General features: G+C 74.8%; 20 protein-coding genes. 10 read left to right on the plus strand and 10 right to left on the minus strand.

The genetic code is table 11. The annotated features are described in order from the left end of the window. Positions 1–22 precede the first annotated feature (22 nt). The 3 genes from nadA (at position 23) to FB454_RS17150 (ending at position 3,488) form a co-directional block, all read left to right on the plus strand. Positions 23–1,198, plus strand: coding sequence for a quinolinate synthase NadA (gene nadA, locus FB454_RS17140; protein ID WP_030273033.1), 1,176 nt, complete (start codon positions 23–25; stop codon positions 1,196–1,198). 214 nt (positions 1,199–1,412) lie between these two features. Further along, entirely contained in the window at positions 1,413–2,768 is a 1,356-nt protein-coding gene (murA, locus tag FB454_RS17145) for a UDP-N-acetylglucosamine 1-carboxyvinyltransferase (protein ID WP_030273035.1), read from the plus strand. A 114-nt stretch (positions 2,769–2,882) separates the two neighbouring features. Beyond that, positions 2,883–3,488 carry a DUF3043 domain-containing protein gene (locus FB454_RS17150; RefSeq protein WP_047894088.1) on the plus strand — a complete coding sequence of 202 codons (606 nt, stop codon included), beginning with the start codon at positions 2,883–2,885 and terminating at the stop codon, positions 3,486–3,488. Between the two features lie 69 nt (positions 3,489–3,557). On the opposite strand, the gene FB454_RS17155 is transcribed toward FB454_RS17150, so the two are convergent. Both FB454_RS17155 and FB454_RS17160 read right to left on the minus strand, forming a co-directional pair. Beyond that, the gene (locus FB454_RS17155; RefSeq protein WP_013475721.1) at positions 3,558–3,866 is read right to left on the minus strand and encodes an AzlD domain-containing protein; all 309 of its coding nucleotides are present in this window, start codon (positions 3,864–3,866) and stop codon (positions 3,558–3,560) included. Further along, on the minus strand, positions 3,860–4,648 hold the full coding sequence (locus tag FB454_RS17160; protein ID WP_145823170.1) for an AzlC family ABC transporter permease: 789 nt from the start codon (positions 4,646–4,648) through the stop codon (positions 3,860–3,862). Before FB454_RS17160 ends, FB454_RS17155 begins: the two co-directional genes overlap by 7 nt. 67 nt (positions 4,649–4,715) lie before the next feature. Here FB454_RS17160 and FB454_RS17165 point away from each other — a divergent pair, with 67 nt between their 5' ends. Continuing rightward, positions 4,716–5,276 (plus strand): helix-turn-helix domain-containing protein, encoded by a 561-nt coding sequence (locus FB454_RS17165; RefSeq protein WP_013287712.1) that lies wholly within the window; start codon positions 4,716–4,718, stop codon positions 5,274–5,276. Here the strand turns inward: FB454_RS17165 and FB454_RS17170 are convergent. From FB454_RS17170 to FB454_RS17185, 4 genes are all read right to left on the minus strand, one after another. Further along, positions 5,260–6,237, minus strand: a complete 978-nt coding sequence (locus FB454_RS17170; protein ID WP_030273040.1) for an ABC transporter ATP-binding protein — start codon at positions 6,235–6,237, stop codon at positions 5,260–5,262. The genes FB454_RS17165 and FB454_RS17170 overlap by 17 nt on opposite strands. Beyond that, entirely contained in the window at positions 6,234–7,034 is an 801-nt protein-coding gene (locus FB454_RS17175; RefSeq protein WP_013287714.1) for an ABC transporter permease, read from the minus strand. The genes FB454_RS17170 and FB454_RS17175 overlap by 4 nt, the downstream gene beginning before the upstream one ends. Position 7,035: 1 nt before the next feature. After that, entirely contained in the window at positions 7,036–7,887 is an 852-nt protein-coding gene (locus tag FB454_RS17180; protein WP_071098274.1) for an ABC transporter permease, read from the minus strand. A gap of 1,251 nt (positions 7,888–9,138) precedes the next feature. Continuing rightward, positions 9,139–9,723: a hypothetical protein gene (locus FB454_RS17185; RefSeq protein WP_145823171.1), complete on the minus strand. Its 585-nt coding sequence runs from the start codon at positions 9,721–9,723 to the stop codon at positions 9,139–9,141. Positions 9,724–12,141: 2,418 nt separating this feature from the next. Between FB454_RS17185 and FB454_RS17200 the strand changes: the two genes are divergently transcribed. Next, complete coding sequence (locus FB454_RS17200; RefSeq protein WP_145823184.1) at positions 12,142–14,007, plus strand: WG repeat-containing protein; 1,866 nt, start codon at positions 12,142–12,144, stop codon at positions 14,005–14,007. A gap of 79 nt (positions 14,008–14,086) precedes the next feature. Here FB454_RS17200 and FB454_RS17205 read toward each other — a convergent pair whose 3' ends face one another. After that, positions 14,087–14,566 carry a cupin domain-containing protein gene (locus FB454_RS17205; RefSeq protein WP_145823172.1) on the minus strand — a complete coding sequence of 160 codons (480 nt, stop codon included), beginning with the start codon at positions 14,564–14,566 and terminating at the stop codon, positions 14,087–14,089. Positions 14,567–14,646: 80 nt separating this feature from the next. Between FB454_RS17205 and FB454_RS17210 the strand changes: the two genes are divergently transcribed. Together FB454_RS17210 and FB454_RS17215 are read left to right on the plus strand one after the other, a co-directional pair. Further along, positions 14,647–15,306 carry a TetR/AcrR family transcriptional regulator gene (locus FB454_RS17210; protein WP_013287720.1) on the plus strand — a complete coding sequence of 220 codons (660 nt, stop codon included), beginning with the start codon at positions 14,647–14,649 and terminating at the stop codon, positions 15,304–15,306. A 44-nt stretch (positions 15,307–15,350) separates the two neighbouring features. Next, a complete protein-coding gene (locus FB454_RS17215; RefSeq protein WP_030273051.1) occupies positions 15,351–16,349 on the plus strand; it encodes an aldo/keto reductase family protein in 999 nt (332 codons plus the stop codon). 52 nt (positions 16,350–16,401) lie between these two features. Here the strand turns inward: FB454_RS17215 and FB454_RS17220 are convergent, their stop codons facing one another. Beyond that, positions 16,402–17,196, minus strand: coding sequence for a site-2 protease family protein (locus tag FB454_RS17220; RefSeq protein WP_013475714.1), 795 nt, complete (start codon positions 17,194–17,196; stop codon positions 16,402–16,404). After that, positions 17,193–17,393: a hypothetical protein gene (locus tag FB454_RS17225; protein ID WP_013287723.1), complete on the minus strand. Its 201-nt coding sequence runs from the start codon at positions 17,391–17,393 to the stop codon at positions 17,193–17,195. Before FB454_RS17225 ends, FB454_RS17220 begins: the two co-directional genes overlap by 4 nt. A 269-nt stretch (positions 17,394–17,662) precedes the next feature. Between FB454_RS17225 and FB454_RS17230 the strand changes: the two genes are divergently transcribed. The 3 genes from FB454_RS17230 to FB454_RS17240 all read left to right on the plus strand — a co-directional run bounded on the left by FB454_RS17230 (position 17,663) and on the right by FB454_RS17240 (position 21,746). Further along, complete coding sequence (locus FB454_RS17230; protein ID WP_145823173.1) at positions 17,663–19,630, plus strand: bifunctional adenosylcobinamide kinase/adenosylcobinamide-phosphate guanylyltransferase; 1,968 nt, start codon at positions 17,663–17,665, stop codon at positions 19,628–19,630. After that, entirely contained in the window at positions 19,620–20,393 is a 774-nt protein-coding gene (gene cobS / locus FB454_RS17235) for an adenosylcobinamide-GDP ribazoletransferase (protein ID WP_145823174.1), read from the plus strand. The genes FB454_RS17230 and cobS overlap by 11 nt, the downstream gene beginning before the upstream one ends. Positions 20,394–20,456: 63 nt before the next feature. After that, complete coding sequence (locus FB454_RS17240) at positions 20,457–21,746, plus strand: DUF2314 domain-containing protein (protein WP_030273056.1); 1,290 nt, start codon at positions 20,457–20,459, stop codon at positions 21,744–21,746. A gap of 10 nt (positions 21,747–21,756) precedes the next feature. Here the strand turns inward: FB454_RS17240 and gcvT are convergent, their stop codons facing one another. Then, positions 21,757–22,881 (minus strand): glycine cleavage system aminomethyltransferase GcvT, encoded by a 1,125-nt coding sequence (gene gcvT, locus FB454_RS17245; protein WP_186461610.1) that lies wholly within the window; start codon positions 22,879–22,881, stop codon positions 21,757–21,759. Positions 22,882–22,940 lie beyond the last annotated feature (59 nt).

Below are 22,940 nucleotides of genomic sequence, written 5' to 3' on the forward strand. Positions count from 1 at the left end.
CGCGCTGTGGGACCATGGGGGCGTGACTTCGACCTGGGTTGAGCCGTCCAACACCGCCACGGCGCTGCTGCTCCTCGGCCGCGGCAGCGACCCCGCCACCGAGCGTGGCGTGGAGTGTCCGGGTGATCTCCCCGCGCCGAGCGACCCCGACCTGGTGGCCCGTGCCGCCGCCGCGAAGGCCGCGCTCGGCACGAAGGTGTTCGTCCTGGGCCACCACTACCAGCGCGACGAGGTGATCCAGTTCGCCGACGTGACCGGCGACTCGTTCAAGCTGGCCCGGGAGGCGGCCGCCCGCCCGGACGCGGAGTACATCGTCTTCTGCGGCGTGCACTTCATGGCCGAGAGCGCGGACATCCTCACCTCGGACGCGCAGAAGGTGATCCTGCCCGACCTCGCCGCCGGCTGCTCGATGGCCGACATGGCGGTGCTGTCGCAGGTCGAGGCCGCGTGGGACACGCTCACCGATCTGGGCATCGCGGCGGAGACCGTGCCGGTGACGTACATGAACTCCTCGGCGGACATCAAGGGCTTCGTCGGCCGCAACGGCGGCGTGGTCTGCACCTCGTCGAACGCCAAGCGGGCCCTGGACTGGGCCTTCGAGCAGGGCCGCAAGGTACTGTTCCTGCCCGACCAGCACCTCGGCCGCAACACCGCGGTGCTGGAGATGGGCTTCTCGCTCGACGACTGCGTGCTCTACGACCCGCACAAGCCGAACGGCGGGCTGACCCCGGAGCAGCTGCGCGACGCGAAGATGATCCTGTGGCGGGGTCACTGCTCGGTGCACGGCCGGTTCACGCTCGACAGCGTCAACGACGTACGCGAGCGGGTGCCGGGCGTGAACGTGCTGGTGCACCCGGAGTGCCGCCACGAGGTGGTGAACGCCGCCGACCTGGTCGGCTCGACCGAGTTCATCATCAGGACCATCGAGGCGGCCCCGGCCGGCTCGGCGTGGGCGGTGGGCACCGAACTGAACCTGGTGCGCCGGCTCGCGCTGGCCCACCCGGACAAGCAGATCATGTTCCTCGACCGGGCGGTCTGCTACTGCTCGACGATGAACCGGATCGACCTGCCGCACCTGGTCTGGGCGCTGGAGGAGCTGGTCGCCGGACGCGTGGTCAACCAGATCACCGTCGACCCGGAGACCGCCCGACACGCCCGGTCGGCGCTGGACCAGATGCTCGCCCTTCCGGGAGCCTGATCACCGTCGGTGACCCCGCTGGCACGGAAACGCACCGGACACCCCGGTTCGTGCCCTCGCTGGCGATGTGACCGATTCCATTCCCGTCACGGAGGGCTATGCTGCCGGGGCGACGACACACGCGGCCCGTTTTCCCATGACCGCGTTCCGGGTAGCGATGAACTTCGTGCACCCATCACTAGACACGGCAGCACCCAACGCGCTGGAGGTTGCGTTGACCGACGACGTCCTGGTCGTACACGGAGGCACTCCGCTTGAAGGGCGGATCCGCGTGCGCGGCGCGAAGAACCTGGTGTCCAAGGCGATGGTGGCCGCCCTGCTGGGCGACACACCGAGCCGGCTGTTCGACGTGCCGCGTATCCGTGACGTCGAGGTGGTCCGCGGTCTGCTCGGCCTGCACGGCGTGAAGGTCAGCGACGGCGTGGAGGAGGGCGAACTCGTCTTCGACCCCACGAACGTCGAGAGCGCCAGCACCGACCAGATCAACGTGCACGCCGGGTCCAGCCGGATCCCGATCCTGTTCTGCGGCCCGCTGCTGCACCGGCTCGGCCACGCCTTCATCCCCGACCTGGGCGGCTGCCACATCGGCCCGCGCCCGATCGACTTCCACCTCCAGGCGCTGCGCGAGTTCGGGGCCACCGTCGAGAAGACGCCGGAGGGCCTGCACCTGTCCGCGCCCAACGGGCTGCACGGCACGAAGTTCGCGCTGCCGTACCCGAGCGTGGGCGCCACCGAGCAGGTGCTGCTCACCGCGGTGATGGCCGAGGGCGTCACCGAGCTGCGCAACGCGGCGGTCGAGCCGGAGATCATCGACCTCATCTGCGTGCTCCAGAAGATGGGCGCGATCATCAAGGTGCACACCGACCGGGTGATCGAGATCCAGGGCGTCAAGAAGCTGCACGGCTACACCCACCGGCCGATCCCGGACCGGATCGAGGCGGCCAGCTGGGCGGCGGCGGCGCTGGCGACCCGCGGTCACGTCGAGGTGCTGGGCGCCCAGCAGGCCGACATGATGACCTTCCTGAACATCTTCCGGTCGGTCGGCGGCGAGTACGAGGTCACCGACCTGCGTCCGCCGCGCGGCGGCAGCCCGGGCCAGGAGGGCGGCATCCGGTTCTGGCACCCGGGCGGTGAGCTGAACGCGGTGGCGCTGGAGACCGACGTGCACCCCGGTTTCATGACCGACTGGCAGCAGCCGCTGGTGGTCGCGCTCACCCAGGCCCGGGGCCTGTCGATCGTCCACGAGACGGTCTACGAGCAGCGGCTCGGCTACACCGAGGCGCTGAACACGATGGGCGCCAACATCCAGGTCTACCGGGACTGCCTCGGCGGCACCCCGTGCCGCTTCGGCCGGCGCAACTTCAAGCACTCCGCGGTGATCGCCGGGCCGAGCAAGCTGCACGCAGCCGACCTGGTCATCCCGGACCTGCGGGCCGGGTTCAGCCACCTGATCGCGGCGCTGGCCGCCGAGGGCACCTCCCGGGTGTACGGCGTGGACCTGATCAACCGCGGCTACGAGGACTTCGAGGCCAAGCTGGCCGACCTCGGCGCCCACGTCGAGCGTCCCTGACCGTCCCGTTCCGCGTCGCGACAGCGCCCCTGTCGCGGCGCCGCGACCGGAAGCGGCCGCGCCCGGTGCACCCGTGATGTGCACCGGACGCGGCCGGTTGGCTACCCTTGCCGCGTGCCGTCGCTGTTTCGCCGCAAGCCCGCCGACCTCGTCGAGGATTCCGTCACCACTGTGACGACCGACGAGGAGTCCGCCGCCCGCCCTCGGGGCTACACGCCCAGCAAGAAGGAACTCGGGCAGGTCACGCCGAAGCGTCCGGTCGCCGGTCGCCGGCCGACCGCGCCGGCGAAGCCGCTGACCAAGGAGGAGGCCCGCGCGCAGCGCCGCGCCGCCCGCGCCGAGGCCGCCGCCGAGTTCCGCCGCGAGGGCGGCCCGCGTGACCGGGGCCCCGAGCGGCTGCTGGCCCGCAACGTGGTCGACTCCCGCCGTACGATCGGCACCTGGTTCTTCGGCGGCGCGCTGATCGTGCTGTTCGGCTCCAACCAGGCCATGCCGCCGATCGTGCGGCTGCTGTCGAACGTGCTCTGGGGCGCGCTGGCGCTCGGCGTGCTGATCGACTCGGTGCTGATCTCCCGGAAGATCAAGCGGCTGGTCCGCGAGCGCTTCCCCAAGAGCACCGAGAAGCTCGGCTCGCTCTACTTCTACGCGATCATGCGGTCGATCACGTTCCGCCGGATGCGCGCTCCCGCGCCCCGCGTGAACATCGGCGACAAGGTCTGACCGGACCGGCCCCGACTCGGCCCCTCCCCGCCTCGGCGGTGAGGGGTCGTTCTCGTGCGAGGACCGGCCTCAGTCCACCCCGAGCAGGCGCAGCACCGCGGTGGTGGCCGCCGCCGCGACCACGACCAGCACGAACGGCGCCCGGCGCCAGGCGAGCAGCAGGCCGACGAGCACACCGGCGGGCCGGGCGTAGCCGGCGAAGCCGCCGGCCTCGGTGAGCGCCGCGGTGGCGGCGAGCGCGGCCAGCAACGTGGCGGCGCCGATCGGCAGCAGGTGACGGGACCACTCCGGCAGGTCCAGCCGGTCCCGCAGCAGCACCCCGGCGACCCGGAACCCGTAGGTGCCGGCGGCCAGCGCGAGGATCACGGCGATCAGCACGAGACCTCCCCGGCCCGTACGCTCCGGCCGTCAGCCGCTTCGTCAGCGGTCCCGTCCGGCGCGGCATCCGGATCGGGCGACGCAGCCGTCACATCGGACGGCGCGGCGGGTAGCCGGCGGCGGGCCAGCAGCGCCAGGGCCAGCGCGGCGAGCGCGAGCAGCACCGGCAGCCCGGCCGGCAGCAGCGGGGTCGCCAGCACGGCGAGGCCGGCGCCGAGGAGCGCCACCCGGCGGGTCTCCCGGTCGCGCAGGCTGGGCAGCAGCAGTGCTGCCAGCCCGGCGGGGAACGCGGCGTCGAGTCCCAGCGTCGCCGGGTCGCCGGCCGCGCCGCCGGCGAGCACGCCGAGCGCGGTGCCGGCGTTCCAGGCCAGGAACAGCAGCACCCCGGCGAGCCAGAACGCCCGGCGCCGCTCCGGCCCGGCCGGGCGGGCCAGCGCGAACGCTGTGGCCTCGTCGGTCATCAGGTGGCTGCCGAGCAGCCGATGCACGCGCCGCGGACCGAGCGCACCACCGAGGGCCAGGCCGAACGGCAGGTGCCGGGCGTTGAGCAGCAGACCGGCGAGGACCGCCGCGAGCGGGCTGCCGGCCGCGACGAGCCCGACGGCCATGAACTGGGCGCCACCGGCGTAGACGACCGCCGACATGGCGAGCGTGGCCCAGACGGGCAGGCCGGCGGCCACCGCCACGGCACCGAACGACGCGCCCACGGCGAGCATCGCCGCGCCGATGGCGGCGACGTCGCGGAGCACCCGGGCGTCGCCCGTTCGGTATGCCGTACGCATGTCCATTATCCTGAACGGGCGAACGCTGGTTCGTCAAACCGAACAAACCGACCGATGGAGCGAACATATGGCGATCGACCCCGCTCCCCCGCTCGCCACCATCGCCGCCGCGCTGCGCCGCGAGCGCGAACGCGCGGGCCTGTCGCTCACCGAGCTGGCCCGCCGCGCCGGGATCGCCAAGTCCACCCTGTCCCAGCTGGAGTCCGGGTCCGGCAACCCCAGCGTGGAGACGCTCTGGGCGCTCGGCGTGGCGCTGGACGTACCGTTCAGCCGCCTGGTCGAACCACCCACCGCCGCCGTCCGCGTGGTCCGGGCCGGGCAGGGGCCCCGGATCCGGTCCGAGCACGCCGACTTCTCGGCCACCCTGCTCGCGGCCGGGGCGCCGCACGCCCGGCGCGACGTCTACGTGATGGAGCTGGAACCCGGCGCGGTACGGCTCGCCGAGGCGCACACCCCGCGCAGCGTCGAGCACGTCGTGGTAGCCGCCGGGCGGATGCGCGTCGGCCCCGAGACCGACCTGGTCGAGCTGGAGCCGGGCGACTACGCCACCTTCCCCGGTGACACCCCGCACCGGTACGAGGCGCTGGCCCCCGGCACCTTCGCCGTACTCGTCATGGAGCACCCGTGACCGCGGATGGCGCGCGGTAGAGCCGGGTCACCACCTCCTCGATGTCCGGCTCCACGATCGAGATGTCCCGCAGCGTGGTCAGGCCGGCCAGCCCGGCCACCACCTCGGCGACGCTCGCCCGTTCCAGCGCGAAGACCAGCCGCCGCCCGTCCGCCTCCACCCGCTGCACCGGCGCGCCGGGCAGCACCGGCGGCTCGGGCAGCGCCGCGTCCAGCTCGGCGACCACCATGCGGCGCGAGCCGTACCGGCGGTGCAGCTCCGCGATCGACCCGTCGTGCACCACCCGCCCGTGGTCGATCACCACGAGCCGCCGACACAGCCGCTCGATGTCGGCCAGGTCGTGCGTGGTCAGCACGAGCGTGGTGTCCCCGGCCCGGCCCAGCTCGGCCAGGAAGCCGCGCACCGCCTGCTTGCTCACCACGTCCAGCCCGATCGTCGGCTCGTCCAGGAACAGCACCTCCGGGCCGTGCAGCAGCGCCGCGGTCAGCTCGCCGCGCATCCGCTGACCCAGCGAGAGCTGCCGGACCGGCGTGTCCAGGAACCCGTCCAGGTCGAGCAGCTCCCGGCAGCGGGCCAGCCGGACCGCGTGCTCGCCGGCCGGCACCCGGTAGACGTGCCGCAACAGGTCGAACGAGTCCCGCAACGGCAGGTCCCACCAGAGCTGCGAGCGCTGCCCGAACACCACCCCGATGCGCAGCGCCAGCCGGGTCCGGTCGGCCACCGGACGCAGCCCGCACACCCGGGCCCGCCCCGCCGACGGCGTCAGCACGCCGGTGAGCATCTTCAGCGTGGTCGACTTCCCGGCGCCGTTCGGACCGATGTAGCCGAGCATCTCGCCGCGCTCCACCCGCAGGTCGACCCCGTCGACGGCGGTCACCGTCCGCTTCTCACGCCGCAGCGGCCCGGCCTTCACCCGTACCGTGAACTCCTTGCGCAGCCCGTCCATCTCGATGACGCTCATGACCCCGTACTCCGGTAGTGACGGACCCCGACGCGCCAGGCCAGGGCGGCCAGCGCCGCGGCGACCACCGCGACGCCCGGCGCGGCCCACCCCGTCCAGGGCGGCAGGCCGAGCGGGTCGGCGCGGCCCAGCAGCGCCAGCGCCGGGTGGTAACTGACGAAGGCGAACCCCATCCCGTACGCGAACAGCGCGCGGAACCACCCGCCGTACACGGTGATCGGGTACGAGGTGAAGTCGCGCCCGCCGTAGGTGACCGCGTTCGCCAGCTCGCCCGAGTCGACCCAGTAGAACGACACGGTCGCGGTCAGCACGAAGACCGAGCCGAAGAAGACCACGGCGGCCGGCGGGGCGACCACCGCCAGCGCGACCCGCCCCGGCGTCCAGTCGATTCCGGCCGAGACGAGCGCGAACAGCAGCACGGCGAGCCCGAACACGGCCCGGGACAGCTTGCGCAGCGGCAGGTCCATCAGCAGCAGTTGCGGCAGCGCACCGAGCGGGCGTACCAGCACCGCGTCGAAGAGGCCGGTGCGCACGTACCGGGGAAGCCGTTCGATGTTGCCGACCAGCAGGTCGGCGGTGGCGAAGCCGCACGACGACAGGCCGACCACGACGAGCGTCTCGCGCAGCGTGAAGCCGCCCAGCTCCCGCGTCACGCCGAAGATCACCAGGACGGTGACCACGTCGAACACGGTGGCGCCCACGTTGCCGACCAGGTCCACCACGAACGACGTGCGGTACGCCGCCTGCGAGCGCGCCTGCGCACCGAGCAGCGCCCGGTACGCCCGTAGTTCACCCACCTCAGCCACCCTGGACCACCAGGCGGCGCTCGGCGCGACGCTGCACCAGCCGGCACAGCGCCAGCAGCAGCACCGCCCAGCCGGCCTGCACCGCGACCAGGGTGAGACCGGTGGCCATCGGCTCCCGCTCGACGAGCACGTCCAGCGGCACCTGGAGGATGCTGGGGAACGGGGTGGCGTACCGCAGGACCGCCTCCAGCGGGCCGGGCAGGAAGCCGAGCGGGAAGTAGAGCCCGGCCAGCACGCCGGAGCCGAGCGTCCACAGGATCATCGGGCCCCGCACGTCCTGCAACCAGTACGCGGTGGCGTTGACCAGGTAGCGGCAGCCGAAGCAGACCACCACCGCGAGCAGCGCGGAGAGCAGGAACAGCGGCACCGTGGCCCAGTGCCGGGGCACGTACACCGCGAAGAAGAACGGCCCGACCACCAGCGGCGGCACCAGCCGGGCCAGCGACGCGAACCCGGCCCGGCCCAGGTCGGTGGCGAGGTAGCTGGTCACCGGATGCACCGGCCGCAGCAGGTCGGCGGCGACCTCGCCGGTACGGATCCGGTCGGCCAGATCGGTCCAGCCCCAGATGGCGATGACCGCCAGCAGCCCCTGGCCGGCCCAGACGAACGTGGCGAGCTGCGCCCTGTCGTAGCCGGCCACGGTGCCCGCCGCACCCGTCGCCGCGAGGAAGATGTAGCAGCGCAGGAAGCCGAACACGGTGTTGGTGCACAACCCCGCCACGGCGGCCTGCCGGTAGGTCGCGTGCCGCCGGAACCCGGCCGCCGCGATCGCGCCGAATGTCCGAAACCATGGGGTAACGTGTGCGCCGGTGGGTGGTGCCACAGTGGCGGTGACCGAGCCCACGCCGTTACCCTCCTTCCGCAGCCACGACGTGCTGGACCGGGCGACTGTACCGGCACGTCCGGCGCCCCAGCGCGAGAATTTCCAATGAGGTGACACCGCCGTGAGCGAGCGACGCGAGCCGGCCCCGGGGCCGTCCCGCGCGAGCGGCCGGAGGGGTTGCCGATGAGTGGCTGGGGCAGCTGGCGCGAGCCGGCCGAACCGGCCTGGGCCGCCGAGCCAACCCACGAGTGGCAGCCGCAGTTCCCCGGGCAGCGCTACCCGGGTGACATCGGCATCGAGAACCTGACGCCGCGTCCGCGCCCCGTTGTCGGCCGCGCCGAGGTACGGCCGGTCAGCCCCGCGCCGGACGAGGACACGTACCCGGTGAGCCCCGCCGGTTCCCGGCCCCCCGGGCACGAGGGCGGACACCCGGCGGGTCCGGCCGGTCCACGCGACGCCTACCCGGTCAGTCCGGCCGGCGGTCATCCGGTCAGCCCGGCCGGCCCGCGCGGCGGTGAGCCCGTCAGTCCGGCCGGCCCGCACGGCACATACCCGACCAGTCCGGCCGGTCCGCACGGCACCTACCCGGTCAGCCCGGCCGGTCCGCACGGCGCATGCCCGATCAGCCCGGCGGTCCCGCGCGTTGGGTACCCGATCAGTCCCGCGGCCCCGCCCGGGGTGCACCCGACCAGCCCCGCCGGGCCACGCGGCGCGCATCCGGACGGAACGGCAGACCCACGCGGCGGGCGTCCGGACGGACCGCCAGGGCCACGCGGCGGGCACTCGAACACGCCAGCGCCACGCGGCGTGCATCCGGGCGGACCGGCAGGGCCGCGCGGCGGGCACTCCGACGGGCCGGCAGGACCACGCGGCACGTACCTGGACGGGCCGGCCGCCTCGCGCGGGGCGTACCCGATCGGTTCCGCCAGTTCCGGCGGACAGCGCCCCGCGGGGCCGGACGAGCGGCGCGGGCATCCCGACGGCCCCGGCGCGGACGGCCGTCGGCCCCACCGCCCCGGTCCGCCTCCGGAGCGGCTCGACCAACGCTGGGTACGCCCCGACGGCCCGCCGCGCCAGGCCGTCCAACCGGGCTGGATGCCGGAGCCGAACGAGACCCCGCACCCCGCTCCGCGCAGGCACGCCCCGGCCGACGGTCGTCCGGCGGCTTCCGGTGAACGATGGGGCACGCCACCCGACGCTCGCCAGGACCACTCCCCCGGCGGACGCCGCGAACCCCTGCCCGATGGTCGTCGCGGCCCCTTCGTGGAGCCGTCACCGGACGATCCGGCCCGTGGTCGGCGCGGTCCCGGCGTCGACGGGCGTGACCAGGCCGTGCCGCCGTCGGAGCGGAGCACTGCCGGCCGGGGCGAGCCGGGCCGACGTGAGCCAGGCCGGGCCGAGCCCGGCCGCGACGGTCGGCGCGAACCAGGCTGGAGCGAGCCGGGCCACGACGGCCGGCGTGAACCCGGTCGGGCCGGTTCGGGCCACGACGGCCGGCGTGAGCCCGGGCGTGACAGCTGGCGCGAGCCCGGCCCACGTCCCCCGGCGGACCGGCGCGACCCGGCCGGTGGCCGATGGGACGATCGTGCGCCGGGCCGCGAGGCCGCCGCCTACCCCGAGACCCAGCGCCGGGCACCCGAGAACGGGCGGCCCGCGCAGCAGGGCGAACCCGGCCGGTACGGCGCGCAGGGGCACCGTCCGGCTGACCCGCAAGCCTCCGCCCCCGCGCGGCCGGACGCCGACCAGCGTTGGCAGCGCCCGCCGGCCGACCGTCCCCGCCCGCACCAGGGCGAGTGGCCCGTCATCGAGCCCCGCCCCCGGCCGGAACCCGACGCGTACCGGCCGGACGACCGGCACCGCCCACCCGTGGACCGGCCGATGCCGCCCCGGCACCCGATGCCGCCCCCCGACGGTCCACGCCCCGACGCGCGCCGTCCCGAGCAGGACGGTCCCGTCCGTCCGGACCCACGCGACGCTCGGCCCGCCGGTCCGGGCGCGCAGCCCGACGGCACCGGTCCGCGTCCCCACGCCACCCGGCCGCCCATCGCCCCGACGCGCCCCGACGCCGCCCCGACGCGCCCGGAAGCCGGTCGAGCGCAGCCGGAGCAGGACCGTCGCCGGCCGGACGAGGTCGCCGCGCGTTCCGACGATTCCCGGACGGCGCGGCCGGACGAGCGCCGGACGCCGCCGGACGCACCGGGGACGACGCGGCCTGGGCGATGGCCCGATGCTCATCCGGTCCGCGGCGCCGAGGGCAGGAGCACGGCCCCGGCCGGGTCGGCCGGGCACCCGCGCCCCGACGACCGTCCCCGCCCTGTTCCGGCGGTGCCGGATCCGCTGTCGACACCGCGCACGCCCGCGCACTCCGGTGACGGCTCGCCGTCGACCGGCCAGGCCCCGCTGCGGCCCGTGCCACCAGCTGGTACGGACGAGCAGCACCGGATGCCGGCGCCGGGTCGGTACGAGGCGACCCGTCCGCCGGTGACCGAGCCCGGCCGACGCGTCGTCGACGGTGCTTCCGCACCGGCCGTTCCCGTCCGAGACGAGCCCGGTGCGTCCGTCTCGGGTGCGCCCGCCTCGGGTGCGCCCGTTTCCGGCGCACCGGTCTCCGGCGGGGTCACTCCCCCTGCGCCGGCTGTCGGCACGCCCAGAGGCGATGCGCAGGCTCCGACCGGCACGGGACGAGCGGAGCCCGTCCACCCCACGCCGCCGCATGGGCGGACCGAGGAACGTCAAGAGCTTCCTTCGGCCGGTCCCGTCCAGCCGACCGAGGCCGCGCCGGCTCGTCCCGCGCCGCCCACCTATCCGGGCCCTGCCCCGGCCCGGCCGACCACGCCACCACCGGTCGTCCCGGCGATGGGCCCTGCCAGCCCGGAAGCACAGGCGGCTCGGCCCACGACCGGCACGGGCAGCCGTCCCGCTCCGCACACGGACGCCAACCGTCTCGAAGCCGACGCCGGAGCGACCCCCGAAGTAGGCATCCGACCCGCGCCGGGCACGGGCACGAATACGGGCACGGGCACGGATACGGGCACGGGCACGGATACGGGCACGGGCACGGGCACGGGCACCGGCACCGGCACCGGCACCACGGGCGCGGGCGCGGGCACCAACGGTCCCGGATCCGGCGCGTACTCCGGAGCGACGCCCGGCACGAGCACCCGTGCGGTCCCGGGCGCGGACGCCGATCGCCCCGTAGCCGACCCGCGTCCCCGGACCACGCCCGGCACCCCGATCACGCCGAGCACGGACGCCGACCATCCGGTGGTCGACCGTCCGGTGGTCGACGCGCACGCCGGGACGACGTCCCGGACCGCCACCCACGCCACGCCGACCACCGGCCGGCCGCAGGCCGATGTGGACGTCCCAGCAGAGGAGGGCGGCCGGGGAGCCGACGCAGGCATACGGCCCGAGTCCCGCTCGGACGGAAGCCGGCCCGATGCCGGAGTGGACGTCCAATCTGTGTCCGGGGCGGACCTCGTCCGTCCGGAAGCCGACGCGGACACCCGGCCCACACAGGGCACGGACCGCCTCGGAGCCGGCACTCCCTCTGACCGGAGCGACATGCCGTCGGAGAACGGCCGACCGGCGGAGAAGACACCTCCACCGTCCCCCGGCGCCGAGGCGTGGTTCCGCCCGAACCAGCCCGCGGAAGCCCCGAAACCGCCGGAGATCTTGGACGATTTCGGCCCCTCTGGGGGCCCTTTCGTACCAAGATCTCTACCCGGCCAGGACTCGATCGCACCGTCGGGTGGCGAGCGCAGTGGGGTGCCGTCCGTCGAGACGTCGACGGCATCCCTCGGCGCGCCAACGCTGGGCACGCACCCGACCGTTGACGACGGGTCTCCAGCGGTGGCGGAGGCTTCGGAATCGGCGGCGAAGGGGCCGGAAGCCGCAACGACCACAGTGGAGACGAACGCAGCGGACGCGAGGAAGGCGCCGGAACTCGATGCCGCGGTGCCGCCAGGCGCTGCCGTGCTCGCCGTGCCCGGTTCGAGCGGCGGTCCAGCACCGGCGTCCACTGCCGATGCGAACGCACCCGCATCCACCAGCACCAGCGAACCCGCAGGCACCCTCGACGCACCGCCGACACCCGAACTGGCGCAGGCACCCGCACCTGAACCGGCGCCGGCACCTGCACCGGCACCGGCACCTGCATTGGCACCGGCACCGGCACCGGCACCGGCACCTATCGTCACCGCCTCCGCCGTGGACGCGTCGACCGTCGGCGCATCGGTCGATGCCGCAACGACCGCCGACTCACCGGCCGTACCCGTGCACGCGCCGATCACCCCGCCGCCGGCCGAGCCGACGACGGCGGACACCAGCGTTCCCGTACCCGACGGTCCGCGCGCCGAGCCCGAGCCGCACGGCGCGATGGCTGCCGCACCCGAGCGGCTCAGCCCTGCGCCGGAGCGCACTCCGAACGATGTCGCCGCCTCCGGCACCACCGAGACCCGGCAGGACGACGCGGCACCGGAGAGCACTGCCGACGAGACGACGCGCGAGACCACCGCCGACGGCACAGCCCAGGGACCAGCGGCGGCCGACGGCACCGGCCACTCCGCGCCCGCACCGTCCACCCCGGAGCCGGTCGACACGGCCGCTGATACGGACGCCACCGTTGCCGCACCCGCGCAACAGACGCAGGCCGACGACGCCGAACCGACCCCGACAAGCACCGAACACGACGCCGACCACGCCGGCGGCGCCGAGCACACCAACAGCACCGAGCACGCCGACGCCGACGACGCGCAGGATCGGCGTACCCCCGAAGAAGCCGGAACCGACGACGGCGCCGGACCTGCGGCGGACGCCGAGCCGCCGCCTCCTGTCGACCCGGAGCAGGCCCTCGCCGCGGTCGGCTGGGAGCTGGATCCGCGTACGCTGCGCGAGCAGGCCCCCGACCCGGCCCAGTTGCGGGTCATCCGGGACGGGCTCACCGGCAAGCTCGACACCACGCTCGACAACCGCAGCCGGGCCCGGCTGCTCAGCCTGCGCGCGGTGGCGTCCCGGGTCCTCGGTGACCTGGACGACGCGCTCGGGGACGCGCGGCTCGCCGTCACGTACGCGGAGGCCACCGGCGAGTTCCGGCGGACCGCGCTGGCCCGCGCGCGCCTCGCCGAGGCGCTGCGGTGGCGGGGTGACCACGCGGAGGCGGACCGGCTCTTCGCGGAGGCGAACTCGCCGGAGCTGCCGGACCGGCTGCGTGCGCTGCTGCACGAGCACGCCGGGCGGTGCTGCTACGACCAGGGCCGGCTGACCGAGGCGTGCCTGCACTTCGAGCGGGCGCTGGACCTGCGTCACGGCGAGGACGCGCAGCTCAACGCCCGGGTCGAGGTCGCGCTGGACGCGGTCGCGGAGCGGGCCGCCGCCGACGGCTTCGGGCCCGCGCCGCGCCGGCCCGAGGAGGTGCTCGGCACGCCGCGTCCGCCGGTGGCGACGTTCGACGAGGAGCAACAGCTCTGGGGGTACGCGGACGCCGACGGCGAGATGGTCATCGCGCACCGGTACGCCGAGGCGCAGCCGTTCCACGAGGGTCTGGCCTGGGTACGCCGGCCGGAGGCGTCCCGGTGGGCGCTCATCGACACGTCCGGCGCGGCGCTGATCGAGGCGAACAACGGCTACCGGGCGGTGGTGCCCTTCTCGGAAGGGCTGTCCTGGGTGTCGATGGACGGCAAGGGCCGGTGGATGGCCGTCGACCGGATGAACATCGTGAAGATCCCGCCCGGGTACGAGGAGGCCAGGCCGTTCCGCAGCGGCCTGGCGGCGGTACGGCAGAACGGCGGCTGGGGCGCGGTGGACCTGACCGGCGAGGTGGTGGTGCCGACCCGGTACCACCGTCTCGGCACGCCGCTCGCGGACGGTCGCGAGGTCGACGGGTTCACCGCCGACGGACTGGCGGTGGTCGAGCTGGCCGGTCGTCGGGGCGTGGTGGACCGGGCCGGCCGGGTGGTGGTGCCACCGGCGTACCCGACGGTGGTGGTGCATCCGGTGGCGTTCCTGGTCGCCACCGAGTCGGGCCGGTGGGGCGCGCTGGACCGGCGCGGCGAGCCGCTCATCGACCCGGTGCATCCGGGGCGCGCGGCGGTGGTCGCGGAGATCGACCGGCTGCTCGCCGACGCCAGCCCGGTGCTCTGACCCGCGCCCGGCACGCCACCTCGAGCGGCGGACCCGGCCCGTCAGCGTCTGGCAGCCCCGGCGACCCCGGGTCGGCCGCTCACGCCGTCGGCGGAGGGCCCAGCAGTTCGATGCCGTTGCGGGCTGCGGCGTGCCCGAGCGCTGCCGGGTCGATCGGCGCAGGGTCGGGCAGCCGGCGCTGCGGAGCCGGTACGCCTGCTTCCGCGGCGAACCGTTCGAACCCGGCCGGGGTGGTGATCTGGAGCGCGCGCAACGGCTCGTCCGGGCCGACCACGAACGTGTGCGCCAGGCCCACCGGCAGCAGGACGAAGTCACCGGGACCGGCGGTGAGCGTCTCGCCGTCGCAGTGGAATCGGGCGGTGCCGGAGAGCAGGTAGAACATCTCGTCCTCGACCTGATGGCGGTGCAGGGGCGGGGCGAAGCCCGGCGGGTTCACGAACTCGGCGACGGTGAGGCGGTCCCGGGTGTGCCGGCCACCGGCCTTCAACGTGCACAGGTTGCCGAGGAACCAGTACGCCTCGCCGTCGTCGGGGCCGAGCAGGTAGGGGCGGACGGACATGGGTGGCCTCCGATTTCAGTGAATGCGAGAACATTCGATAGCCAGGAGTCTAGTGAATCGATTGTTAGTATCGCGAGGTCATGGCTGGAGTCAAGGACGGCAAGTCGACGCGCCCCTACCGCTCGGCGGTGCGCGAGGAGAGCGCCCGGCGTACCCGTCAGGCGGTCGTGCGGGCGGCGACCGACCTGTTCGTGACGCGCGGCTACGCGGCGACGTCACTGGCCGACGTGGCCGCCGAGGCGGGCGTCGCCCGGCCCACCGTGTTCGCCGCATTCGGCTCCAAGGCCGCCCTGCTGCGCCAGGTGCTCGACGAGGCGCTCGCCGGTGACGACGAGCCGGTGCCGGTGGCGCGCCGCCCCTGGTTCCAGCCGGTCTGGGAGGCGTCCGACCAGGGCGCGGTGCTCGACGCGTACGCCGGGGTCTGCACGCTGATCGGCCACCGCGCGGCCGGCGCCTTCGAGACGGTCCGCCGCGCGGCGGACGAGGCGCCCGAGGTGGCCGAACTGTGGGAGACGCTGCTGCGCAACCGCCGCGCGGGCGCCGCCATGGTGGTCGACCGGCTGCTCACCCTGGACGGCCCGCTCCGGCCGGACGCGGGCACCGACCGCGCGGTCGACGCGCTGTGGTTCTACAACGACCCGGCGCACTACGCGGCGCTGGTGCAGCGGTGCGGGTGGACGGAGGAGAGTTTCCGGCAGTGGCTCGCCGTCCGGATGCGCGACGCGCTGCTGGGGGCGTGAACGCCGGACGGCGTCCGCGACCGGGCAGGTCTAGGGTCGGGAGCATGGAATTCCGTCACCTGGGCCGCTCCGGCCTGATGGTCAGCGAGATCTCGTACGGCAACTGGATCACCCACGGCTCGCAGGTCGAGGAGGACGCGGCGGTCGCGTGCGTCCGCGCCGCGATCGACAGCGGCATCACCACCTTCGACACCGCCGACGTGTACGCGGGCACCCGCGCCGAGTCGGTGCTCGGCCGCGCGCTCAAGGGCGAGCGTCGCGAAGGGCTGGAGATCTTCACGAAGGTCTACTGGCCGACCGGCCCCGGTCGCAACGACAGGGGTCTGTCCCGCAAGCACATCATGGAGTCGATCGACGGCTCGCTGCGCCGCCTCCAGACCGACCACGTGGACCTGTACCAGGCCCACCGCTACGACTACAGCACTCCGCTGGAGGAGACGATGGAGGCCTTCGCCGACGTCGTACGCTCCGGCAAGGCGCACTACATCGGCGTCTCCGAGTGGAAGGCGTCCCAGCTGCGCGAGGCGCACACGCTCGCCCGTGAGCTGCGCATCCCGCTGATCTCGAACCAGCCGCAGTACTCGATGCTGTGGCGGGTCATCGAGACCGAGGTGATCCCCACCAGCGAGGAGCTGGGCATCGGCCAGATCGTCTGGTCGCCGATGGCCCAGGGTGTGCTGTCCGGCAAGTACCTGCCGGGCCAGCCGCCGCCCGCGGGCTCCCGCGCCACCGACGAGAAGTCCGGCGCCGGGTTCATCGCCCGGTTCATGACCGACGACGTGCTCACCCGCGTGCAGCGGCTCAAGCCGCTGGCCGAGCAGGCCGGGCTGACCATGCCGCAGCTCGCCGTCGCCTGGGTGCTCCAGAACCCGAACGTCTCCTCGGCGATCGTCGGCGCGTCCCGGCCGGAGCAGGTGCACGACAACGTGAAGGCGGCGGGCGTGAAGCTCGACGCCGACCTGCTCAAGGCGATCGACGAGATCGTCGAGCCGGTCACCGAGCGGGATCCGGCGAAGACCGAGAGCCCGGCTCAGCGCCCGTGACGTCGCGTCGTTCCCGGGCCGGCTCGGACCGGCCCGGGAACGACCGGGCCGGCTACTCCCAGAAGCGGATCAGGGCGTAGCCGATCTGGTACAGCTCGCGCGGCAGGCCGAGCGCGTCGCCGACGGCGAAGACCGCGCCGAAGAACACCCGGTTGATCTGCGGGCTCCACAGCAGCGCGAAGAGCAGAATGAAGCCGTACGGGGCGAACAGGTCGTACATCCGCCGGTAGGCGGGGCTGAGCCAGGGCTGGAGCATGTTGCCGCCGTCCAGGCCCGGCACCGGCAGCAGGTTGAGCACGCTGGCGGTGAGCTGGAGGAACGCGAGCAGCCCGACGCCGGCCCAGAACTCCAGCGGCCCGCCCAGTTCCGGCCCCCACGCCACCGCCGCGACCAGCACCAGCGTGAACAGCACGTTCGTCGCCGGCCCGGCCAGGCTGACCAGCGTGTGCCGCAGCCGGCCGGGGATCGCGTGCCGGTCCACCCAGACCGCGCCGCCGGGCAGGCCGATGCCGCCGAGCAGCACCACGACCACCGGCAGCACGATCGACAGCAGCGGGCTGGTGTACTTCAGCGGGTTGAGCGTGAGATAGCCGCGGTGCGCGATGTCCCGGTCACCGGACCGGTACGCGACCACGGCGTGCGCGTACTCGTGCAGGCACAGCGAGACCAGCCAGCCCGAGACGACGAAGAGGAACACGTCGAAGCCGACGTTGCCGTACCGGTTCCAGGTCATCACCCCGGAGGCGACGAAGAGTGCCACCAGGGCCAGGAAGATCGGGCTGGGCCGGAACGCCGCCCGGGGCACGCCGAGGATCAGCGGCTCGCCCGGGCGGTCGTAGCCCGTCATTCGGCCGGGGGTTGCAGGCTCATCCGGTAGTCCACCCGGTCGTCCTCGACCAGCACGACTGTGGTGACGCCGGATGCCGCGAGCTCCCGCCAGGCCTGGCCGATCCACGACTCGGCGTCCGCCTGGCTCGGGAACGACTCGGCCGGCCCGTCGGCCGCGTCGCCGTTCGTGCCCTCGTACCGCCAGCTCCACGCCATGCCGCGTCTCCCCTCGCCGCCGTCGTCCCGTGGGACGCCAAACCTCCGCAAGCCTAGTCGGCCCCGCCGACGACGGCCCGCCACCACATGGATCATGCCCACCCCCACCGCCGGGCCGCACCCGCGATCTTGCGGTTAGTGCCCCGACAGAGCGGTCATTCCCGGCATCCTGGGGGCCACAAGTGCAAGATCAGCGCCGCGAGAGGGCGGGGCGCGGGCGGGGAGGGGCGAGCTGCCCGGAACGCGGGCGGGCGAACTAAGGTACGGGCATGTCCGTTGACGGGTGGCACACCCTCCTGGTGCTCGGCGGTATCCGCTCCGGCAAGTCCGAGTTCGCCGAGTCTCTGGTCGCCGACGCGCCCACGGTCCGGTACGTGGCCACCGCCCCGGCCGGGGATCCGGAGGACACCGAGTGGGCGACCCGCCTCGCGGCGCACCGCGCCCGCCGCCCGGGGAGCTGGAGCACCGAGGAGACCGCGGCGGATCCGGGCCAGCTGGTCGAGGTGATCGCCGCCGCCGGGCCGAACGAGACGCTTCTCGTGGACGACCTGGGCGGCTGGGTGACGGTGCTGCTCGACCCGGCCCACCAGCCGGCCGACGACACCGCGACGATCGCCGAGCTGGCAGCGGCGGTGCGCTCCAGCACGGCCCGGCTGGTGCTGGTGAGCCCCGAGGTGGGCCTGTCCCTGGTGCCCACCACGCCCCTGGGCCGGGCGTTCACCGACGCGCTCGGCGCGACCAACCGCGCGGTCGCCGACGCCTGCGACGCGGTCGCGCTCGTGGTGGCCGGTCAGACGGCGTGGCTGAAGCCGGCCACTTCGGCCCCCGCGCACGCCGTGCCGCCCGCGGCCACGTCGCCCGAGACCGAGCCCGGCCGCGCCGCCGCGCCCCATCACGCGGCGGCCCAGGCCGTACCGGCCGACCTCGGCGCCGGGGACGTGACGCTGCCCGAGGTGCTCACCCCGGCCGCCGCCCCGGTGCCCGCCCCGGCCACATCCGACGAGCCCGGCACGGGCGACTGGGCCGCCCCCACCATGGCGCTGCCGATGATCGCCACCGGTCTGGTCATCCAGCCGGGCATGGAACTGCCGATGCCCGACGACTACACCGGGCCGCAGGCGGTCGACCGGCTCGCCACCCTCGACATCGCCGGTGCCGGTCTCGGCGTGCTGGAACAGGTGGTCGGCTTCGCCGCCGCCACCCAGGGCACCTCGACGCCGCGTCCGTGGGACTCGGTGCGCGTCCTGCTGATCCAGGGCGACCACGAGGGCGGCGCGTCGGCCGGCGCGACGCCCGGTGAGTCGGCGCGCCGCGCCCGGCAGGCCCGCGCCGGCCGGGGCGCACTGGCCCGGCTCGCCGCCGAGAACCGGGCCGGCCTGCAGATCGTCGAGGCGCCCGTCGCGGCGCCGATGGAGGACGGCCCGGCCCTGTCCGCCGACGAGGTCGAGGCGGCGCTGCGCTACGGCTGGCGGCTCGCCGAGCAGGCGGCCGACGCGGGGGTGCAGCTGCTGGTGCTCGCCGCGTGTGGTGCGGGGGGCGAGGCCGCCGCCGCAGCGGTGCTCGCGGCCACCGCGGGCGCGGAGCCGCCGATGGTGCTCGGCCGGGTGGTCACCGAGCAGGGCGAGATCGACGACACCGCCTGGATGGTCCGCTGCGCGGCGGTGCGGGACGCGCTGCACCGCACCCGGCGCTCCGCCCGGGAGGCCAAGGACGTCCTGGCCGAGCTGGGCGGCGGCGACATCGCGCTGGCCACCGGCGTACTGCTGGGCGCCACCGCCCGCAAGGTGCCGGTGCTGCTGGACGGGCCGGTCGGCACCGCCGCCGCCATGGTCAGCCGCGACCTGGCCGGGCAGGCCCGGCACTGGTGCCTGCTGCCCGACCACGGCGGCCGTCCGGGTGTACGGCTCGCCGCCGACGTGCTCGGTCTGACCCCGCTGGTGGACCTGCGGCTCGACCTGGGCGAGGGGGCGACCGCGCTGGCCGCGCTGCCGCTGCTGCGCTCCGCGTTGACGCTCGCCGCCACGCTGCCGGTGCACCCGTCGCTGGGCGGCCCCGACCACAGCGGCACCGACGACGACAGCGGCACCGACGACACCGCCGGCGACCGCACCGGCACCGGCACCGGCGAGCCCACCGGCGACGACGAACCGGACTTCGCCGAGCCGGAGCCGGCCGGGCCGGGACCGACCACGATCGGGTCGGACGAGCCGGTCTCCCCCGGCCGACGTGCCGACTGAGGCGCGGCTCGCCGACGGCATCCGGCTGGCGCTCACCACGTTCACCACCCTCCCGGTACGCGCCGGACGGGTCGACCGGGCCGCCGCGGGCATCGCGATGGCGCTCGCGCCGCTGGTCGGGGCGCTGCTCGGCGCCGTACTCGGTGGGGTGCTGCTGCTCACCGGCGCGCTCGCGCCACCGCTCGTCGCCGCGGTGGTCACAGTGGGGCTGGGCGCGCTGCTCACCCGGGGCCTGCACCTGGACGGGCTGGCCGACACCGTCGACGCGCTCGGCTCGTACCGGCGCGGTCCGGCCGCGCTGGAGATCATGAAGCAGCCGGACGTCGGCCCGTTCGGGGTGGTCGCGCTCGTGGTCGTACTCCTGCTCCAGAGCGCGGTGCTCGCGGAGCTGGCCGGCCGGGACGCGCTCGCCGCGTTCGCCGCCGTGGTCGCGGCCACCGCGGCCGGGCGGCTGGCCGTCGGCCTGGCCTGCCGGCGCGGCGTGCCGGCGGCCCGGCCGGAAGGGCTGGGCGCGCTCGTCGCCGGCACTGTCGGGTGGGGCGCGCCGGCGGTCGGCGCGGTCGCCGTCGCGCTGGCGGCGGTGCCCGCGGTGCCGGACCATCCGTGGCAGGGGCCGCTCGCCGTCCTCGGCGCGCTCGCCGTCGCGGCCGGGCTGCTGCGGCACCTGGTACGCCGCTTCGGCGGCATCACCGGCGACGTGCTCGGAGCGCTCGTGGAGATCGTCACCACGCTGTCCTACCTGGGACTGGTGCTGACCGGCTGAGCGCCACCGGTCCGGGCGGGTAGCGTTCGGGGCGAGTGCACCGGCGCGGTCGAGGGGGACGGCATGCTCATCACGGACGACTTCCTGCCGGTACCGGTGCCCGAGTCGCTCGACGCGACCTATCTGGTGCCGATCACCGGGCTGCCCAAGGTGAGCCCGAAGACAGCCGTGGAAGGGCTGGCCGGCCGGCTCTCCGAGCCGGTGCACGGGCTGGCCAAGCAGATGCTCGACAGTCCGCTGATGACCGTGGACACCCGCACCGTGGACGAGTTCCCCGAGCTGCCGCCGGACCTGCTCACCGCGTTCGGCGCCACCGAGGAGCAGCTGGCCCGGCTGGCCGCCGCCACCCACCTCGTGGTGGTGCAGGCCGAGTACCGGCCGGGCTGGCCGCCCGCGCACGAGTGGGCCGCCCGCGCCGTGGCCGCGGCGGTGGCCGAGACGGTCGGCGGGGACGTGGTGGACGTCTTCGGGCTCCAGTTCCTCGACCCGGCGGCGGCGCTGCGCTCGCTGCCCGACGAGCAGGGCCGGATCCGGCTCGTCGACTGGGTGCTGGTGCCCTACTCCTCGGATTCCGACGGGCTGTGGTTCACCACCAAGGGACTGCGCCGGTTCGGGCTGCTGGAGTTGCAGGCGCAGGGCGTACCGGACCACCTGACCCGGGCGTGGGGCGCGGTGATGACGGGCGCGGCCCGGCGGCTGCTGCGGGACTGGACCGACGGGCTCGCCGGGGAGGAGGTGCCGGCGTTCGTGCAGCTTCCGGTGCTGGCCACGGTGACCGGGCACGACATCGCCGTGGCGTACGGCAATCCGGAGCAGCACGGCGCGACCGCGCCGGTGCTGCTGCGGCTGGAGCTGGACCCGGCCACCGACCCGGACGCCGACTCGTTCCTGAGCCTCAACCCGCCGCCCGGGCATCCGGGTCCGCCCGGCCGCTACTTCGCCGCCGCCTGCGCGACGCTGTTCAACGGCATCCAGCCGGACGTGCGCTACACCCGCACCGGGGACGCGATGAGCCGCGCGGTGGAGACCGCCCGGGAGGCGCTGGTCGACATCCGGGCCCGGTTCCTGGCCGGGCGGCTGCCCGAGGAGAGCCAGCTCGTGGTCAAGTACGGCCTGCCCGGCGACGACGGCCCCGAGTACGTCTGGGCCGGGGTGACCTCGTGGGACACCCCGGAACGGATCGTCGGCGCCAGCGCCAGCGACGCCAACACCGACCCGGGCGTGCGGATCGGCTCGCCGGTGGTGGTGGAGGCGTCGGACGTGGTCGACTGGGCCGTGCTGGACGGCACCGGCGTACTGGAGGGCGGCTGGACGCAGGCAGTCCTCGACGCCGGGGAGCGCGGCGAGGACTGACCCGCGCGGTTCAGCGCACCGAGGGCTTGACGAACGGCGGCCTGGTCAGGCGCATCCGGGCACGGCGGCCCCGGATGTCCACCTCCAGCTCGTCGCCGTCGGCCAGCTTCGGGTCGGTGTCGACCAGCGCCAGCGCGACGCCGTGCTTGAGCGTCGGGCTGAACGTGCCGCTGGTGACGGTGCCGACCTGCCGGTCGCCCGCGTACACGGCCATCCCGGGGCGCGGGATGGCCCGGTCGACGGCGGTGAGGCCGCGCAGCGTACGGGCCGGGCCGGCGGCCTTCTCGGCGCGCAGCGCGTCGCGGCCCCAGAACGCCGGCTTGTCCCAGCCGACCGCCCAGCCGGAGCGGCCCTGCACCGGGGTGATCTCCGGGGACAGGTCCTGCCCGTGCAGCGGGTAGCCCATCTCGGTGCGCAGCGTGTCCCGGGCGGCCAGGCCGCAGGCGCGTACGTCGTCTGCGGCGGCGAAGAGCGCGTCCCAGACGGCGACCGCGTGCTCGGACGCCACGACCAGCTCGTAGCCCAGCTCGCCGGTGTAGCCGGTGCGGCACACGGTCAGCTCCACCCCGTCGAGCGTGGCTGTGGAGAAGCTCATGTAGTCGTGCCCGGTGGGCAGGCCGAGCGCGCCCAGCAGCTCAGCCGAGCGCGGTCCCTGCACGGCGAGCACCGCGTACGCCTCGTGTTCGTCGGTGACTGTGACGCCGGCGGGCGCGGCGGCGCGCAGGCGGCGGGCCACCTCGGCGGTGTTGGCCGCGTTGGGCACCAGGAAGACGTGGTCGTCGGCGTGCAGGTAGGCGATGATGTCGTCCACCACGCCGCCGGTGGCGTCGTCGCAGCAGAGCGTGTACTGCGCCTGGCCGGGGGTGATCCGGCCGAGGTCGTTGGTGAGGCAGGCGTTGACGAAGTCCGCCGCGCCCGGCCCGGTGACCCGGATCTTGCCCAGGTGCGAGACGTCGAACACGCCGACGCCCTCGCGGACGGCCGCGTGCTCCTTGAGCACGCCGCCACCGGCGTACTCCAGGGGCATCTGCCAGCCCCCGAAGGGGGCGAACTTCGCGCCGAGCGCGGTGTGCCGCTCGTGCAGCGGGGATCGGCGCAGCCGGGTCTCGGCGGCGTCGGAGGTCACCTCGGTCATGGGTGGCAACTTACCGGCCCGGACCGCTGTGGTTAGCATCGGCGGGATCCCGTCGGCAC

It is taken from the genome of Micromonospora sp. CNZ297 (genome assembly GCF_007827625.1).

What these genes read in the sequence shown, in the direction of transcription:
- FB454_RS17160 (WP_145823170.1), bottom strand. Translation starts at nt 4,648, where the DNA reads ATGCGTACGGCATACCGAACGGGCGACGCCCGGGTGCTCCGCGACGTC.
- FB454_RS17165 (WP_013287712.1), top strand. Translation starts at nt 4,716, where the DNA reads ATGGCGATCGACCCCGCTCCCCCGCTCGCCACCATCGCCGCCGCGCTG.
- FB454_RS17170 (WP_030273040.1), bottom strand. Translation starts at nt 6,237, where the DNA reads ATGAGCGTCATCGAGATGGACGGGCTGCGCAAGGAGTTCACGGTACGG.
- FB454_RS17205 (WP_145823172.1), bottom strand. Translation starts at nt 14,566, where the DNA reads ATGTCCGTCCGCCCCTACCTGCTCGGCCCCGACGACGGCGAGGCGTAC.
- FB454_RS17210 (WP_013287720.1), top strand. Translation starts at nt 14,647, where the DNA reads ATGGCTGGAGTCAAGGACGGCAAGTCGACGCGCCCCTACCGCTCGGCG.
- FB454_RS17215 (WP_030273051.1), top strand. Translation starts at nt 15,351, where the DNA reads ATGGAATTCCGTCACCTGGGCCGCTCCGGCCTGATGGTCAGCGAGATC.
- FB454_RS17220 (WP_013475714.1), bottom strand. Translation starts at nt 17,196, where the DNA reads ATGACGGGCTACGACCGCCCGGGCGAGCCGCTGATCCTCGGCGTGCCC.
- FB454_RS17225 (WP_013287723.1), bottom strand. Translation starts at nt 17,393, where the DNA reads ATGGCGTGGAGCTGGCGGTACGAGGGCACGAACGGCGACGCGGCCGAC.
- FB454_RS17230 (WP_145823173.1), top strand. Translation starts at nt 17,663, where the DNA reads ATGTCCGTTGACGGGTGGCACACCCTCCTGGTGCTCGGCGGTATCCGC.
- FB454_RS17240 (WP_030273056.1), top strand. Translation starts at nt 20,457, where the DNA reads ATGCTCATCACGGACGACTTCCTGCCGGTACCGGTGCCCGAGTCGCTC.
- gcvT (WP_186461610.1), bottom strand. Translation starts at nt 22,881, where the DNA reads ATGACCGAGGTGACCTCCGACGCCGCCGAGACCCGGCTGCGCCGATCC.